The 15,119-nt window shown below is 70.9% G+C and carries 13 protein-coding genes; 10 read left to right on the top strand and 3 right to left on the bottom strand.

The annotated features are described in order from the left end of the window. Positions 1-20: 20 nt before the first annotated feature. Complete coding sequence (locus OHA25_RS51545; protein ID WP_327584176.1) at positions 21-749, bottom strand: aspartate/glutamate racemase family protein; 729 nt, start codon at positions 747-749, stop codon at positions 21-23. Next, the gene (locus OHA25_RS51540) at positions 746-2,233 is read right to left on the bottom strand and encodes an NCS1 family nucleobase:cation symporter-1 (protein WP_327584175.1); all 1,488 of its coding nucleotides are present in this window, start codon (positions 2,231-2,233) and stop codon (positions 746-748) included. Before OHA25_RS51540 ends, OHA25_RS51545 begins: the two co-directional genes overlap by 4 nt. A gap of 133 nt (positions 2,234-2,366) precedes the next feature. Here OHA25_RS51540 and OHA25_RS51535 point away from each other — a divergent pair, with 133 nt between their 5' ends. The 7 genes from OHA25_RS51535 (at position 2,367) to OHA25_RS51505 (ending at position 10,708) form a co-directional block, all read left to right on the top strand. Further along, complete coding sequence (locus OHA25_RS51535; RefSeq protein WP_305920705.1) at positions 2,367-2,966, top strand: helix-turn-helix domain-containing protein; 600 nt, start codon at positions 2,367-2,369, stop codon at positions 2,964-2,966. 111 nt (positions 2,967-3,077) lie between these two features. Next, entirely contained in the window at positions 3,078-3,374 is a 297-nt protein-coding gene (locus OHA25_RS51530) for a luciferase domain-containing protein (RefSeq protein ID WP_327584174.1), read from the top strand. A gap of 198 nt (positions 3,375-3,572) precedes the next feature. Continuing rightward, positions 3,573-4,064 (top strand): hypothetical protein, encoded by a 492-nt coding sequence (locus OHA25_RS51525; RefSeq protein WP_327584173.1) that lies wholly within the window; start codon positions 3,573-3,575, stop codon positions 4,062-4,064. Positions 4,065-4,104: 40 nt separating this feature from the next. After that, on the top strand, positions 4,105-5,493 hold the full coding sequence (locus OHA25_RS51520; protein ID WP_327584172.1) for a hypothetical protein: 1,389 nt from the start codon (positions 4,105-4,107) through the stop codon (positions 5,491-5,493). Between the two features lie 68 nt (positions 5,494-5,561). After that, positions 5,562-6,836 carry a VWA domain-containing protein gene (locus tag OHA25_RS51515; RefSeq protein WP_442942244.1) on the top strand — a complete coding sequence of 425 codons (1,275 nt, stop codon included), beginning with the start codon at positions 5,562-5,564 and terminating at the stop codon, positions 6,834-6,836. Between the two features lie 12 nt (positions 6,837-6,848). Further along, positions 6,849-7,964 carry an ATP-binding protein gene (locus tag OHA25_RS51510; RefSeq protein WP_327584170.1) on the top strand — a complete coding sequence of 372 codons (1,116 nt, stop codon included), beginning with the start codon at positions 6,849-6,851 and terminating at the stop codon, positions 7,962-7,964. Further along, positions 7,961-10,708 (top strand): DUF5682 family protein, encoded by a 2,748-nt coding sequence (locus OHA25_RS51505; protein WP_327584169.1) that lies wholly within the window; start codon positions 7,961-7,963, stop codon positions 10,706-10,708. The genes OHA25_RS51510 and OHA25_RS51505 overlap by 4 nt, the downstream gene beginning before the upstream one ends. A gap of 100 nt (positions 10,709-10,808) precedes the next feature. Here the strand turns inward: OHA25_RS51505 and OHA25_RS51500 are convergent, their stop codons facing one another. Beyond that, the gene (locus OHA25_RS51500) at positions 10,809-11,204 is read right to left on the bottom strand and encodes a RidA family protein (RefSeq protein WP_327584168.1); all 396 of its coding nucleotides are present in this window, start codon (positions 11,202-11,204) and stop codon (positions 10,809-10,811) included. 207 nt (positions 11,205-11,411) lie between these two features. Here OHA25_RS51500 and OHA25_RS51495 point away from each other — a divergent pair, with 207 nt between their 5' ends. From OHA25_RS51495 to OHA25_RS51485, 3 genes are read left to right on the top strand one after another with little or no spacing between them, the layout of a single operon-like run. Next, a complete protein-coding gene (locus tag OHA25_RS51495; protein ID WP_327584167.1) occupies positions 11,412-13,358 on the top strand; it encodes a serine/threonine-protein kinase in 1,947 nt (648 codons plus the stop codon). Between the two features lie 43 nt (positions 13,359-13,401). Next, entirely contained in the window at positions 13,402-14,082 is a 681-nt protein-coding gene (locus tag OHA25_RS51490) for a histidine phosphatase family protein (RefSeq protein WP_327584166.1), read from the top strand. 2 nt (positions 14,083-14,084) lie between these two features. After that, positions 14,085-15,113: a Vgb family protein gene (locus OHA25_RS51485; RefSeq protein ID WP_327584165.1), complete on the top strand. Its 1,029-nt coding sequence runs from the start codon at positions 14,085-14,087 to the stop codon at positions 15,111-15,113. Positions 15,114-15,119 lie beyond the last annotated feature (6 nt).

Raw genomic sequence — 15,119 nt, 5'->3', positions numbered from 1 at the left:
CAGGCGTCAATACATTTCGTTCAGATCGTGAAGTCGCGCAGTAAACCGGAGTAACGCTTCGGCCGGGGCAGGGCGTACTCGCCGCGTTTGCCCGTCCGCAGGCCGAGCGTGACGAGCGACTCGACGAGCTTGGTCGCCGCCGTCACCCCGTCGATCACTGGGACGCCCGTCTCCTCCGACACCTCGGCCGCGAAATCCGCCATGCCCGCGCAGCCCAGCACGACCGCGTCGCTCCCGTCACGCTCGACGGCCGCGACGCACAGCTCGGTCACGGTCTTGCGCGCGGCCGGGTCCTCGAGGTCCAGGACCGGGATGTCGCAGGCGTGCACGCCGCGGCAGGCGGCGGCGAAGCCGTAGCGGTGGGTGAGGTCCCATGCCCGGCCGACGGTCCTGGACAGCGTCGTCACCACGCTGAAGCCCCGCCCGAGCAGCGTGGCGGCGTGCATGGCGGCCTCCGCGATGCCGACGACGGGGCCGGCGGCCAGCTCGCGGGCCGCGTCCAGGCCGGGGTCGCCGAAACACGCGATGACGTACCCGTCCACCCCCTCGCGCTCGCCCGCCGCGATCTCGGCCAGCACCCCCGGCACGGCCAGCGCCTCGTCGTAGTGGCTCTCGATGGACTCCGGCCCCATGCTCGGGCTGACGGCCGTGACGACCGTCGACGGGCACGCCACCGCCCTGGCGCAGCGACCGATGGACGCGGTCATGGCCAGGGCGGTGTTCGGGTTGATCACTTTGAGGTGCGTCATGCGGCGGCGGTGATCCGGGGCCGGAGCCGTTCCAGGGCGACCAGGGCCACGAAGCCGAGGCCGCAGCCGATGAACCAGCTGTAGTCGGCGATCCACGTCGCGTCCGTCGCCGTGACGCCCAGGTCGAGCAGCATCTTCGGGACGAGCACGGAGGCGATGGCGGGCACTCCGGCGGCGACGGTGGCCCAGATCGCGTTGGGGTTGTAGCCCTTGCTGAACCAGTAGCGCCCGGCCTGGTCCATCGTGAACAGCTCGTCCACCGACACCCGCTGCCGCGCGCACACGTAGTAGCCGGCGATCAGGATGCCGAACAGCGGCCCGATGAGCGCGCCGAGCAGGCCGAGCGTGTAGTGGATGGCGTCGGGGTTGCTGTACCAGTTCCACGGCGTCAGCAGCACGGAGCCGACCGCCGCGATCATCCCGCCGGTACGCCAGCTGATGCGCTGCGGGCTGACGTTCGAGAAGTCGAAGGCCGGCGAGATGAAGTTGGCCACGATGTTGATGCCCACGGTCGCGATCACGAAGGTGAGGCCGCCGAGCAGAATCGCGAACGGCGTGTCGATGCGCTGCACCGTGTGGATGGGGTCGGTGATGAGCTCGCCGAACACGGGCACGGTGGCCGACGCCGTGATCACGGTCAGGATGGAGAAGAAGAGGAAGTTGACCGGCAGGCCGAGGAGGTTGCCCTGCTTGACGGCCTGGAATGACCGCGCATACCGCGAAAAATCACCGAAATTCAGCATTGGCCCGGAGAAGTACGACACCACCAGGGCGGTCGCGCTGAGCATGACCGGGATCGACTCGGCGAAGCCGAGGCTTTCGCCCGACAGGTCCAGGCTGATGTTCTCCCAGCCCGCCTGGCTCACCAGGTAGATGGCCAGCACCACCATGACCACGTAGACGGCGGGTCCCGCCCAGTCCACGAATCGCTTGATCGCGTCCATGCCGCGCCAGAACACCGCCGCCTGGGCGACCCACAGGATCGCGTAGCAGATGTAGCCGAGCACGGACAGGCCGAGGAAGGCCGGCTCGGTCAGCGCGGCCGTGGCCGGCCAGAACTTGAGGAAGATGATGATGAGCGCCTGCGAGGCCAGGTATGTCTGCACGCCGTACCAGGCGATCGCGATCGAGCCGCGCACGATGGCGGGGATGTTCGCGCCCAGCACGCCGAAGACGGCCCGGTTGATCACCGGGTACGGCACGCCGGTGACCTGGCTCGGCTTGGCCACCAGGTTGCAGAAGATCTGCACGATGACGATGCCGGCCAGCAGCGCGAACAGCACCTGCCAGCTGGCCAGGCCCAGCGCGAACAAGCTCCCCGCGGTCACGTAGCCGCCGACGCTGTGCACGTCGGACATCCAGAAGGCGAAGATGTTGTACGACGACCAGGTCTGCTTCCGCAGCGGCGCCAGGTCCTCGTTGGTGAGCCGGGGGTCGTAGGCGGGGGGTGGCGCTTGGGTGATCGATGCGGCGGGTTCGGACATTGGGGCATCCTTGGGGGGTAGGTCTCCGGCGTAGTGTTAAGTGATCACTGAACACTTGCCGTTAACCTATGACTGCACGCGCTGCTGTCAATTGCGTGTATGTAAATCCCCTGTGACAAATGGTGTGGAGGCCATGGAGAGCCGTACCGGGCTGGAAGCGGTCAGCAACGAGCGACTCGGTCAGCGGCTCCGCGACCTGCGCACCGAGTCCGGCAAATCGCTCCGCGCCGTGGCGCGGGAGCTGGGCATCTCGCCCAGCGCCGTGTCGCAGATCGAACGCGGCACGATGCGGCCCTCGGTGAGCCGGCTCATCGCCTACGTCTCGGCCATCGGGGTGCCGCTGGCGGCGGTGTTCGACGTGCCGGAGGATCCGAAGCCCGACCCCGCCGTGCCCGGTCTGGCCATCCGGCGGGCGTGGGAGGTCGCGCCGATCGAGCTCAGCGGGGGAGTGACGTTCCGCAGGTTATCGCCGGTGCCGGCGCCGGACGTGGAGTTCTTCGAGTCGACCTACCCGCCGAACGCGATCTCCACCGCCCACGGGCAGTTCCTCAAACACGAGGGGTACGAGGTGGGCACGGTCACGGCCGGGGAGCTGACGATCGAGTTCGAGACCGAGATCGTCACCCTGGCCAAGGGCGATTCGATCACCTTCCCGTGCAACCGGCCGCACATCATCGGCAACCGCTCCGACACCGTGACCGCCGTCGCGACCTGGCTGATCGTGCACCGCTGAGCGTTGATAACGGTTGCGGAACGGTCGGTGACGCGAAGGTCCGCCGTCCCTCAGCATGGAGATGTGGGAATTACCGTCAGGCGACGGGCAGCTGAACGGCGGGGACCCTATGTGGCCCGCGCCGTGGCCGAGTTACGCTCGTGGCCGGCGCTGGTGCTCAGTGACACCCGGCGGGGTGTGACGTTCGCCGTGCGCGGCACGGAGATCCTGCGGCTGGCCGGCGCCGACGAGGTCCAGGTCCGTCTGACCGCCCCGGCGATCGACCGCCTGGAGCCCTACCTACTGGACTGCGACCAGGTGCAGGCCTGCCGGGACCGGGCCTGGGTTGCCGTCCACGTGGACGCCGCCACCGATCTGGAACTCCTGCTCGCGCTGGCCAGCGTCGCCATCAAGGAGCACGTGGCCTAGTCCTCGTCCATGGGCGGGGTGCCGTGCGTGTGGAAGGCCGTTGTGTCAGGTCCCGTCGGGCTGCCGGCGGGTTTGATCATTTCTCCCCGTTCTGTCGGTGGGGTCGGGTAGGTTCCCGGATCAATTGATCAGCCGTTCGCGAAGGCGCGGGCACTCCCGCCTGCCCTGCGAGTGGCTGGGGCAGGAGGTTCTGAGGTCGTGGACGCGGACAGAGCCGCGTGGGAGCAACGCAGCGTGGTACGGGTGGTGGCGCCCGTCGAGCCGCGCAAACTGGCGAAGGTGCCGTTCGTCGAGCTGGCCGACGGCCGTCTCCAGGGCGTCGTGTCGAGCGGATCCGACATCGAACGGGTCTACGTCTCGTCGATCACCGCCGGCACCCATGCGCTGAGCTGTAGCACGAACAACAACCGGCCGTGCGGTGCGCTGCACGGCTACGCGTGCAAGCACATACGCATGCTGGCCGACGAGGCGGTCCTGCAGTACGGAATGGACCGGGTGGCCCGCTACCTGCGGGTCGAGGTTGCCGAGGACGGCGACCTGATAGACAGCCTCAATCGGCTGGTCGAGCGCACGCCGGCGGCCGTGGTGTTCAGCCGGTTCCTGCGCCACCTGGCCTACCTGGAGGTGCCCGACAGCACCGAGCCGCTGGCCGAGCTGCATTGGTTCCCGGCGATGGGGGCGGTGCGCTGATGGCCGGCACACGTTTCACGGGCGCGGAGGTGGAGTGCTGATGCTCGACGTACAGCTTGGCGAGCTGCTCAGTGGCGCGCCGGCCGGAGCCGATGAGGCGCTCGAGTTGGTGGCGGGGTTCGACGACGCGCTCGTGCACGGGTTCGCGCGGATCGGGGAGGAGCCGGCCGCGGCGCTCGGCGCGTTGGCGGGCGCGCTGGCGGCCAGCCCGCTCGGCGACCGGATCGGCGAGTCCGTGGAGAAGGTGGTCGCGGGGTCGATCGGCGACGAGCATCTGGCGGCGCTGGCCGGTGGGCGGGCCGCGTTGACGGGGGCGGTGCACGATGCTCTGCTCGGCCGCCTCGATGCGGCGCTCGGACGTACGCGGGCCTCCTGGGAGGCGGCTCCCGCGACCGGCGGCCACCCGGACAATCTGCTCGCCGGATGCCGGGTGTGGCTGCGCGAGCTGGCCATCGTCGGCTGGCGTGGTGTCGACCACGACGTCGTCTCCTCTTCGGACCAGGCGATCGAGGCGCTGCTCGCCGTGCCGGAGCTACGCGGGCTGGCGGTGCTGCTCGACGGCTTGGCGGCAGAGCTGCGGGCCTCGTGCCCGGTGAGCACGATGGAGCGGGTGCCCGCGCGCAGATGGGCCGACCTGTGGATGCGTGCCCTGCTGCTGTCGCAGTCCGGCTCCTGGAACGGCGGCGCCGAGCAGGTGTCGGGGCGGCTGCTCATCCTGGGCGCCGACGTGCACGAGCACGCCACGGTCGTACGCGTCCAGGTCCACGCCATCCTCGAGCCGGCCGGAGGCGCGCCGGCCAGGCTCGTACGCACGAGCGTGGCGGCGGCGAAGGTCGACACGATCGTCGGCCCGGCCGTGTGGCGGCTGATGGGCGGCCACCCGGTGCTGCTGGGCGCGCTGGCCGAGCACCGCAGTCTGGAGATCACGGACCTGCCCCTGCTGGCCGGCGGCGACCTGGTGTGGCACGACGACCGGGCCCGCGCGGGCGAGGAGGCCGACCCGTTCGCGACCGCCCGCGTCCAGCTCGGCGCGGCCGTCGCCGCGCCGGTCCCGCCGCTCGACCGCCATCCCGTGCGCATCGCCGAGCCCGTGCTGATCGAGGGCTACACGGTCGAGGGCGAGACGCTGGAGCTCGGCGGAGGCAACACGATCACGCTCGACCTGGACCGGTTACCGTCGTCCACGCCGCTCACACCCGAGCTGGTGGCGGCGTCCTCCGCGTGCATCGGGCTGCTGCGCTGGGACGGCGGGCGGTGGCTGCTGCAGCCGCTCGCGGTGCAGGCCACGGTCAAGAAGAAGCCCGTCGCCGTGCACACCGGTGACTGGGCGATGGGCCCCACCGACCCCAAGGTGGTCAAGGCTGAGGCGAAGTCCGGCGACGCGGTCGCCGTGCTGCGCGAGCGGGCAGGGCGGCTGCTGCGCAAATGAGCGACCTCACAGACAACGAAGCCGCCCACGAAGCCTCCAACCAAGGCGACGCCGGGCAGAGCGCCGGCATGACGCGGCGGCAGGTGCTCTACTGGCGGCTGCTGTCGCGGCTGTTCGTCCCCGACGAGCAGGCCGCACTGGAGACGGCCAGCGTCGCCATCGTCGATGATCTCGGACTGCCGCCCGCCTTGCTCGACCCGGGCGTCTCGGTCGACACCCTCGTGCAGCGCTTCCCCGAGCTGGGCGTCGAGCTGCAGGACCTGATGGTGGAGAAGGAGCACGAGGCGGGCGACGAGGTGCGCCGCGCCGCCCTGGTCTCCAAGCTGCTGCTCAACGTCTTCTCGACGGGCGGCGGCAACGTCACCGCGGCCCAGCTGGAGCGCTGGAAGCAGGACGCGGCCTGGTTCGAGAAGGGCATGGGCTGCGAGCCGGGCGGGCTGCGGCGCAGCCCGGGCGACGAAGAGGTGGCCGCGGTCCTCGCCAACATCGAAGGCGACCTGGTCAAACGCATGCACCTGCGTGAAGTGCTCGCCGACCCGGCGCTGGCCAGGCAGCTGACGCCCAGCATGTCGCTCATCGAGCAGCTCCTGCACGACAAGCACAACCTGTCGGGCGTCGCGCTGGCCAACGCCAAGGCCCTGATCCGCAAGTTCGTGGACGAGGTCGCCGAGGTCCTGCGTACCCAGGTGGAGAAGACCAGCGTGGGCGTCATCGACCGGTCGGTGCCGCCGAAGCGGGTCTTCCGCAACCTCGACATCGAGCGCACCATCTGGAAAAACCTCACCAACTGGAGCCCTGAGGACCAGCGGCTCTACGTGGACCGGCTCTACTACAAGCAGACCGCCCGCCGCACCACCCCCGCCCGGCTCATCGTCGTCGTCGACCAGTCGGGGTCGATGGTGGACGCGATGGTCAACTGCACCATCCTGGCGTCGATCTTCGCGGGCCTGCCCAAGGTGGACGTGCACCTGATCGCGTACGACACCCGGGCGCTCGACCTGACCCCGTGGGTGCACGACCCGTTCGAGGTGCTGCTGCGCACCACGCTCGGCGGCGGCACCGACGGCACGGCGGCGATGGCGCTGGCCAGGCCGAAGATCTCCGATCCCCGTAACACCGTGATGGTGTGGATCTCCGACTTCTACGACAACCGGTCGTTGATCAACGACTTCGAGGCCGTGCACCGCTCGGGCGTCAAGTTCATCCCCGTCGGCTCGGTCAACAGCTCCGGCTACCAGAGCGTCGACTCGTGGTACCGCCAGAAACTCAAGGACCTGGGCACCCCGGTGATCTCGGGCCACATCCGCAAGCTCGTCTTCGAGCTCAAAAACTTCCTCACCTAGGAGAAACCTCGCATGAGTGACGATATGCTGCGCGCCCCCGCAGAGGTGAAGTACGCGGAGGAGCTCGACTGGCTGGAGTCGATCGACGACGGCCCCAAGCCGTTCACGTGGCGGCTGAGCCCCCGCATGATCCGGCTGTTCATCCTCGGCTCCGAGCGCTCCGACGGGCTCGACAGACAGATCCCGCAGAAGTGGTTCGGCGACCGCAGCTTCGTCGAGCGCGCCATCGTGACCCTGGCCTCCGACAGGGGCCTGCTGCTGATCGGCGACCCGGGCACCGGCAAGAGCTGGCTGGCCGAGCTGCTGTCCGCGGCCATCTGCCGCAACTCCACGCTCGTGGTGCAGGGCACCGCCGGCACCACCGAGGACCACATCAAATACTCGTGGAACGTCTCCATGGTCATCGCCAAGGGCCAGTCCCGCGAGTCGATGATCCCCTCGCCGATCATGACGGCGATGGAGGGCGGCGTGATCGGCCGCTTCGAGGAGCTGACCCGCTCTACCAGCGACGTGCAGGACGCGCTGATCTCGATCCTGTCCGAGAAATACGTCTCCATCCCCGAGCTCGACGACGACAACATCGTCTTCGCCCAGCCGGGCTTCTCCATCATCGCCACCGCCAACAGCCGCGACCGGGGCGTCAACGACCTGTCGTCGGCGCTCAAGCGCCGCTTCAACTTCGTCCGCATCCCGGTGGTGACGAACAAGAAGAGCGAGGCGGAGATCGTCCGCTTCCGTACCGAAGAGCTGCTGCGCCGGCACCAGATCGAGCTGGACCTGCCGCCGACGCTGCTGGACATCCTGCTGCAGAGCTTCGCCGACCTGCGCTCCGCGGCCGCCTCGGCCACCAGCGACGACGAGAAGCTGGAGTCGGCGCTGTCCACGGCCGAGCAGATCGGCGTGCTCGAGGACGCGATCCTGCACAGCCACTTCTTCGGCGACCGCGTGTTGCGCGCGCAGACCCTCGCCGGCTCGCTGGTCGGGTCGCTGGCCCGGCGCAGCCCCGAGGACCTGGCGATCCTGAACAAGTACTGGCACGGCGTCGTCGAGCCCCGCAGCAAGAACGGCGGCGGGCCGTGGCAGGAGTTCCTCGAGGGCGGCCGCGAGGCGATCGCCACTCTGTCATGAGCACGTTCGACCCGCTGCGGGAGCAGCTCGCTCAGGCGGCGCGGGAGTTCGGCGGCGATACCGTGTCCGGCATCCTGTCGGGGATGGTGAACGACGTCGACCGGGCGTTGCGCGAGGAGCTGGAGATCTTCCCGGTCTGCCACCACTCGCCGGCCTCGGCCCTGGCGATGGTGCGGCGGCTGCGTGAGAAGCAGCCGAAGGTCATCTACCTGGAGTTGTGCGAGGACCTGCGGCCGCTGCTGACCGAGCTGCGCAACTGCCGGCTGCCGGTGGCGGTGCAGGCGTTCGCGACCGACCTCGACGGCTTCCCGAAGGCGTGGGCGCCGCTCAGCGTGGTGGCGCCCATCACGGAGGCGTCCGCCGAATACCAGGCCATCTCGTACGCGCTCGAAACGCCGGGCGTGGAGCTGGTCCTGGTGGACCGCTCGACCGACCACGTCTTCCAGTGGGCGCCCAAGGAAGAGGCGCAGAAATCCCCCAAGGAGGAGGAAGCCGGCCTGCACGGCGACGCCGTCGGCGTCGAGATCGGCGACCTGCGCCCCCGCTTCGCCGAGCTGGAGGAGCACCTGCTGCACCACGGCAAGGTGCGGCACTGGTCGGAATGGTGGGACCAGTACGTCGAGCAGCCGCTGTCCGGCGCGGACTACGACACCTACCGCCAGGTGATGGTGCTGATCGGCAGCCTGTTCCGCCGCCTCAACCCCGACGGGCACCGGCTGAGCGTGGATGAGGACCGCGAGCGCTACATGTGGACCAGGATGCGCGAGCACCTGGCCACATCCGGCGCCGACCCGGCCGACTGCCTGTACGTGTGCGGCGCCTTCCACGCCGCCAGCCACGTCGAGCAGTTCGGCCTGCGCTCCACCGAACCCTTCGAGATCACTCCGCGCACGAACACCAAGTGGCTCTACGGCCTCATCCCGTCCAGCCACTCGGCCATCGAGGCCCAGTTCGGCCTGGCCTCGGGCTCGGTGTCGATCGCGGCGGCGACGTGGGCCAAGGCGGTGACCCGCAGCGGCCTGATCCCGTTCCAGCTGGCCGGGCAGAAGGGCACGCGCAAGCGTTCCGCCAAGCTGCCCCCGCCCAAGCCGGCGATCGCGGCGGCCGACAAGCTGACCGGGTTCCTGTCACGGCCGCCCGCGCTCGACGAGCTGGACCAGTCCGAGCTGCTCGGCTGGTGCGTCGACATCGTCCGGCTGGCCCGCCGCAACGGCTACCTGGCCAGCACCGCCGACGCGATCGCGGTGTTCGAGACGTCGATCCTGCTCGCCGGCATCCGTAACCGGGCCAGGCCCACCCCGTACGACTTCCAGGACGCGGCCGTCACCTGCATCGAGAAGGACGTCGTGCCGGGCCGCAGGGACGTGCGCCGGCTCTGCGAGATCCTGCTCGGCGGCGACCGCGTCGGCGAGGTCGGCTACGACGCGTTGCCACCGCTGGCCAGGAACGTCTACGACCGGCTCGAGCCGCTCGGCCTGGATCTGACGAAACGGACGATCCAGCGGGCCCTGCTCGACCTCAACGCCGACCCCGAGCTGGTGCCCTGCTCCGACCTGCTGTGGATGCTGCGTTACCTGCTGCCGCACGACGCGGTGCGGCCCATCATGGGGGAGCGGAGGCTGGGGGAGCGGTCGATCCAGGAGAGCTGGGACCTGTCCTTCGGCAAGCACCAGCGCTCCATCATCGAGCTCGGCTACGAGGGCGTCACCATCGAGCAGGTGATGGAGCAGCGGCTGCGGCGCAAGGTCCGGGATCCCAAGGCGACCGCGGCCGACGCGCTCGCCGCGGTCGAGGACGCCATGCTCTACCTGGGCAGCAAGCGCTTCGCCGACGAGCTCGGGGCGCGGGCCGTGGAGCTGCTGGCGACCGAGCGGAGCGTGGACGACGCGCCCGAGGTGCTGCGCAGGATCCGGCGGTTGATGGCTTACTACCGGACCAACGAGCCGGAGCTGCCGGCCTGGTGCGAGGAGTTCGCCACCGCCGGCTACGCGCATTACTGCACCCTGCTGCCCACGGCCGTCGTGGACGACGACACCGGGGTGCGGCAGGTGGCCGCCATGCTGGGGTTCCTGTTCTCGATGGAGAGCCTGGCGCTGGCGCTCGGCTGCGACCGGGCGCAGCTGGAGCTGGCCGTGCAACAGTCGCATCCCGAGGCGCCGGCCAAGGTGGCGGTGTTGTGGGCCGCGCGGACCCAGCTCGGGCTGCTGACCCAGGCAGAGCTGCGCAGGCGGTGCGACGAGCTGCTCGCCAACCCGCTGGTGGTGCCGTCGTTCCCGCAGTACATCATGGGGTTCGTGCAGGCCATCGAGCCGGTCCCGGCGCTGTCGGGGTTCGTGGTCGAGGTGATCTCCAAGGCGTTCGGGCGGCTGCCGGACAACGTGTTGCTGCCGTGGTTGCCCAGGCTGATCACCACCTTGCGGGATCAGGCGGGTGAGCTGATGCCGGCGCTCGTCCGCGAGGCCGGGCGGACCTTCCCCGGCAGCCTGGCCGCCGTGGACGCCTGGACGCCGCCGTGGTCGGCGCGGCCCGCACCGCCCAAGGCGGCCTCCGCGCCGCCGGCGTCGGGGCCGGTGGCCGAGCTGCTCCTGGGGCATCCGGCGGCCTGCGACGCCGTGGCGGCGCTGCTGGGCTGCGAGGGCGAATGGCGGGCGCCCGCGGCCGCCGGAGCCGAGCACCGGGAGGCCCGCGCGCTGCTGGCCGAGCACCCGGAGTCCGCGCTGGCGGTGGCGGCCCTGCTGGCTTGACACCGAACCGGCCGTCGCGGGCACCTCGCCGGATGCCCGTGACGGCCGGCCTTCGCGCCGGTCGCCGGCAGCCGGGCGATGCGCAACGTGAGTGCCAGGACTACTCCGGCGAGGTGATCAGCGCGACCGCCTCGACCTCGACCAGCTGGTCCGGGTACCCGAGGACGGTGACGCCGAGCAGTGTGCTGGGCACGTCGTGGGCGCCCATGTGGTCGCGGTAGACCTTCCACGCCTCGGCCAGGTCTTCACGCCGGGACGAGGCCACGTACACGGTGGTCTTGACGACGTCGGTCAACGCGGCGCCGGCGCTGCCGAGCGCCGTGACGAGGTTGCGCATCACCTGGTGGGTCTGCCCGGCGACGTCCCCCACGGCGACGGTCGTGCCGTCGGCGTCCAGCGGGCAGGCGCCGGCCGCCCAGATGGCTCGCACCGGCACGTCGGCGACGGCCGCGTACGCGTATTCAACGGTCTGCGCGAGGTCGGGGCTGCGGATCAATCGAACACCAGGCGTCACGAAAACCTCTCAGTACACAAAGCTGGATGGATATCTGAATAGTCGGCTAACGGGAAATGTCTTTCCGGTGATGCCCGGCTGAAAGCGAGGCCGGTGCCCGATTATGTCCCCTCTTCGGGTCGTCCAGCTAACCCTTTTCGATCGTAGTATCCGGTGCTGAGGTCCCTGCTGACACGAAGAAGGTGGGCATTGTCGCGTCCACAGCCCGACCTTGGGCAGATCTCCGGCTACCGGCTCACCGGGTCCCTCGGTGACGGCGGCCAGGGCACGGTGTATCGCGGCCTGAGCTCGGACGGCGACGAGGTCGCGATCAAGGTGCTGCACGCCCGGATGTCGGAGGACGCCGAGGAGCGCCGCCGATTCTTCCGGCAGGTGGAGCTCGCGCGCCGGGTGGCGCCGTTCTGCACCGCCAGGGTCCTCGACATGGGCATGCATGACGACCGGCCGTACATCGTGAGTGAATACGTGCGCGGCGAGTCCCTCGACCGCGTGGTCAGGCAGGAGGGCCCGCGCACCGGCGGCGGGCTGGATCGGCTGGCGGTCGCGACCGCGACCGCGCTGGCCGCGATCCACCGCGCCGGGGTCGTGCACCGCGACTTCAAGCCCGCCAACGTCATCCTCGGCCCCGAAGGCCCCGTAGTGATCGACTTCGGCATCTCCCGGGCCCTTGAGCACGCCGTCACCCAGTCCGGGGCGTTCGGCACACCCGGATACATGGCGCCCGAGCAGGTCAGCTCCGACCAGATCGGGCCAGCCGCCGACGTCTTCAGCTGGGCCGCCACGATGGTGTACGCGGCCACGGGCCGCAGGCCGTTCGCGGGCGCGTCGGTCCCGGCCGTGCTGCACGCGCTGCTGTACGAGGAGCCGGACCTGACCGGCGTGCCGGAATCGTTGCTGCCGCTGGTGACCGCCTGCCTGAACAAGAACCCCGGACGCCGGCTCACAGCCGACGACCTGGTCCGCGCCCTGACCGGCGGCGACACCCTCCCGACCGCCGAGATCACCGAGCCGGCGGCCCCGCCTGCGACGTCGCGGGCGCGGCGGGTGCCCAGGAGCGCGCTCGCGGCCGTCGCCGCGGCGATCGCGGCCGTGGTGGTGGCGGTGGTGATGTGGCCGGAGCCGCGGGTCACCCGCGATCCCGGACCCGTACGCACGACCGCGCAGGGCACCCCGTTCGGCAAGGAGCTCGGCAAGCCGCTGGCCGGCCACACCAACGATGTGCGGGCGGTGGCCGTCGGCACGCTCGGCGGCGTCCCCGTCGTGCTGACGGGCTCCGACGACGAGACCGCCCGCGTCTGGAACCTGCGTACCTCGCAGGAGGCCGGCCGGCCGCTCGCCGGGCACACGGAATGGGTCAGAGGAGCCACGCTCGACCAGCTCGACGCCGTGCCGGTCGCCGTCACCGCGAGCGACGACGACACCGCCCGCGTCTGGGACCTCACCACGGGCACGTCCCGCACGCTGGCCGGGCACGAAGGCGACGTCAAGTCGGTGGCGACCGGCCGGATCGGCGGCACGCACGTCGCCGTCACCGCCTCCGCCGACGGCACCGCCCGCGTCTGGGACCTGCGCACGGGCAAGCAACTCGGCGCGCCGCTCGCTGGGCACAAGGGCGCGGTGTGGGCGGTGGCCGTCGGCCAGGTCGGCGGCGCGCCCATCGCGGTGACCGCCGGCGACGACGCGACCGTGCGGGTGTGGGACCTGAACTCCAGGAAGCAGCTCGGCGCGCCGATGACCGGGCATTCCGGATGGGTGCGGTCGGTGGCGATCGGCAACCTGGCCGGCACGCCGGTCGCGGTCACCGGCGGCGAGGACATGACGGTGCGGGTGTGGGATCTGGGCGCCAGGAAGGAGCTCGGCGCGCCGATGACCGGGCACACCGGCTGGGTCTGGTCGGTCGCGATCAGCAACCTGGAGGGCACGCCCGTGGCCGTGACCGGCGGCGAGGACGCGACCGTGCGGGTATGGGACCTCGGCACCAGAAAGCCGCTCGGCACGCCGTTCACCGGGCATGCCGACAGCGTCTGGTCGGTGGCGGTCGGCCTGCTCGACGGCCGGCCGATCGTCGTCAGCGGCAGTAGGGACCAGACGGCCCGGGCCTGGAGCCTCGGCCCGCCGTACCCCGCGGGAGGCTGACACTTTACGCGGCTTTGCGGTCGGCAGGCGTAGCGTCGTGGGCGTGAGGTCCAGCCTGGCGCTGCTTGCCGCCTGCGCCTGCCTCCTGGCCGGTTGCGGCGGGCCGGTCCCCCTGCCCGCCGCACCATCACCGGCACCCGCCGCGTCGTCATCCGTCCCCGCGACGTCGCCCGAGGCCGGCGCGACGGCGGACAGTGGGCCGGCCACGGCGGACGCCGGGCTGGTCGGGCGGTTGCGGCGCGGTGGCTATGTCCTCTACATCCGCCACACGGCGACCGAAGCCACCCAGGACGACCCCAACCCAGACCTTTCCGACCCCTCCACGCAGCGCAACCTCTCCGCGGAGGGCAGAGCGCAGGCACGGGAGATCGGCCAGGCCGTCAGGCGGCTGCGCATCCCCATCGGCGAGGTGCTCGCCAGCCCCTACCGGCGCACCCGTGAGACCGCCGAGCTCGCGTTCGGCAAGGCGCGGGACAGCCGTGACCTCATCAACGAGATCTATCCGGGCACCGACGACGACGCGCTGGCCGCGGCCCTTCGCCGGCTGCTGTCCGGCCGCCCCGCCCAGGGCGTCAACACCGTGCTGGTCTCGCACGGCTTCAATTTGTCCCACGCCACGGGCCTCTCCTCGGCTGAGGGTGAGACGTTCGTCTTCGCCCCCGGCGGCGGGACCGAGCCGGTGGCCAGGATCGGCGTCGACGATTGGCGATCACTGAAGGAGTAGCCGTGACCCGCTTGGCAAGCGTACTGACGCGAAGCGCACCGCTCGCGGTGTTGCTCGTGCTCGCCGCCTGCACCGCCGCACCCACCGTCCCTCCTGCTCAGACGGCCGCCCCCGCGCAGACCGGTGCGGCCGCCGGGCCGGCCGTGCAGCGGTTCGAGGTGCCGAGCGGAGCCGGGCCGCACGACGTGGCCCCCGCCGCCGACGGCGGTGTGTGGTTCACCGCCCAGAGCGCGGGCTACCTCGGCCACCTCGACCCCAAGACGGGCAAGGTGACGCAGGTGCCGCTGGGCGACGGCTCCAGACCGCACGGCGTGATCACCGGGCCGGGCGGGCACGCCTGGGTGACCGACAGCGGGCTCAACGCGATCGTCCGGGTGGACGCGGACAACCGCCAGGTACGCACCTACCCGCTGCCCGGAGACCGCGCGGGCGCCGACCTCAACACGGCGGCGTTCGACGCCGCGGGCGTGCTCTGGTTCACCGGCCAGAGCGGCGTCTACGGCCGGCTGGCACCGGACACGGGAAAGATCGACGTGTACGACGCCCCGCGCGGCCCCGGACCGTACGGGATCACTGCCACGCCCGATGGCGCCGTCTACTACGCCTCGCTGGCCGGCAGCCACATCGCCAGGATCGCGCCGGACACCGGCCGCGCCACCGTGCTCGAACCTCCGACCGCCGGCCAGGGCGCCCGCCGCGTCTGGGCCGACAGCACCGGCCGCGTGTGGGTCAGCGAGTGGAACGGCGGCCGCCTCGGCCGCTACGACCCCGCCTCAGACGCGTGGAAGGAATGGCGGCTTCCCGGGGACGCCCCGCAGCCGTACGCCGTCTACGTCGACTCCGCCGACATCGTCTGGATCAGCGACTTCGGCAGCGACCGGCTGATCAGCTTCGACCCCGCCACCGAGCGCTTCACCCCCGCGAACGGCGATGCCGCGGCGGTGCGCCAGATCCACGGCCGCCCCGGTGAGGTGTGGGGCGCGGCGTCCGGCCAGGACGCGCTGCTCCTCGTCCGGACGGCCTCCGGATGAGCGGGA

The sequence above is a fragment of the Nonomuraea sp. NBC_00507 genome (assembly GCF_036013525.1).
Taxonomy (GTDB): domain Bacteria; phylum Actinomycetota; class Actinomycetes; order Streptosporangiales; family Streptosporangiaceae; genus Nonomuraea.
The sequence above is the reverse complement of the archived record's forward strand: the minus strand, read 5'-3'. Positions and strand labels throughout refer to the sequence as shown.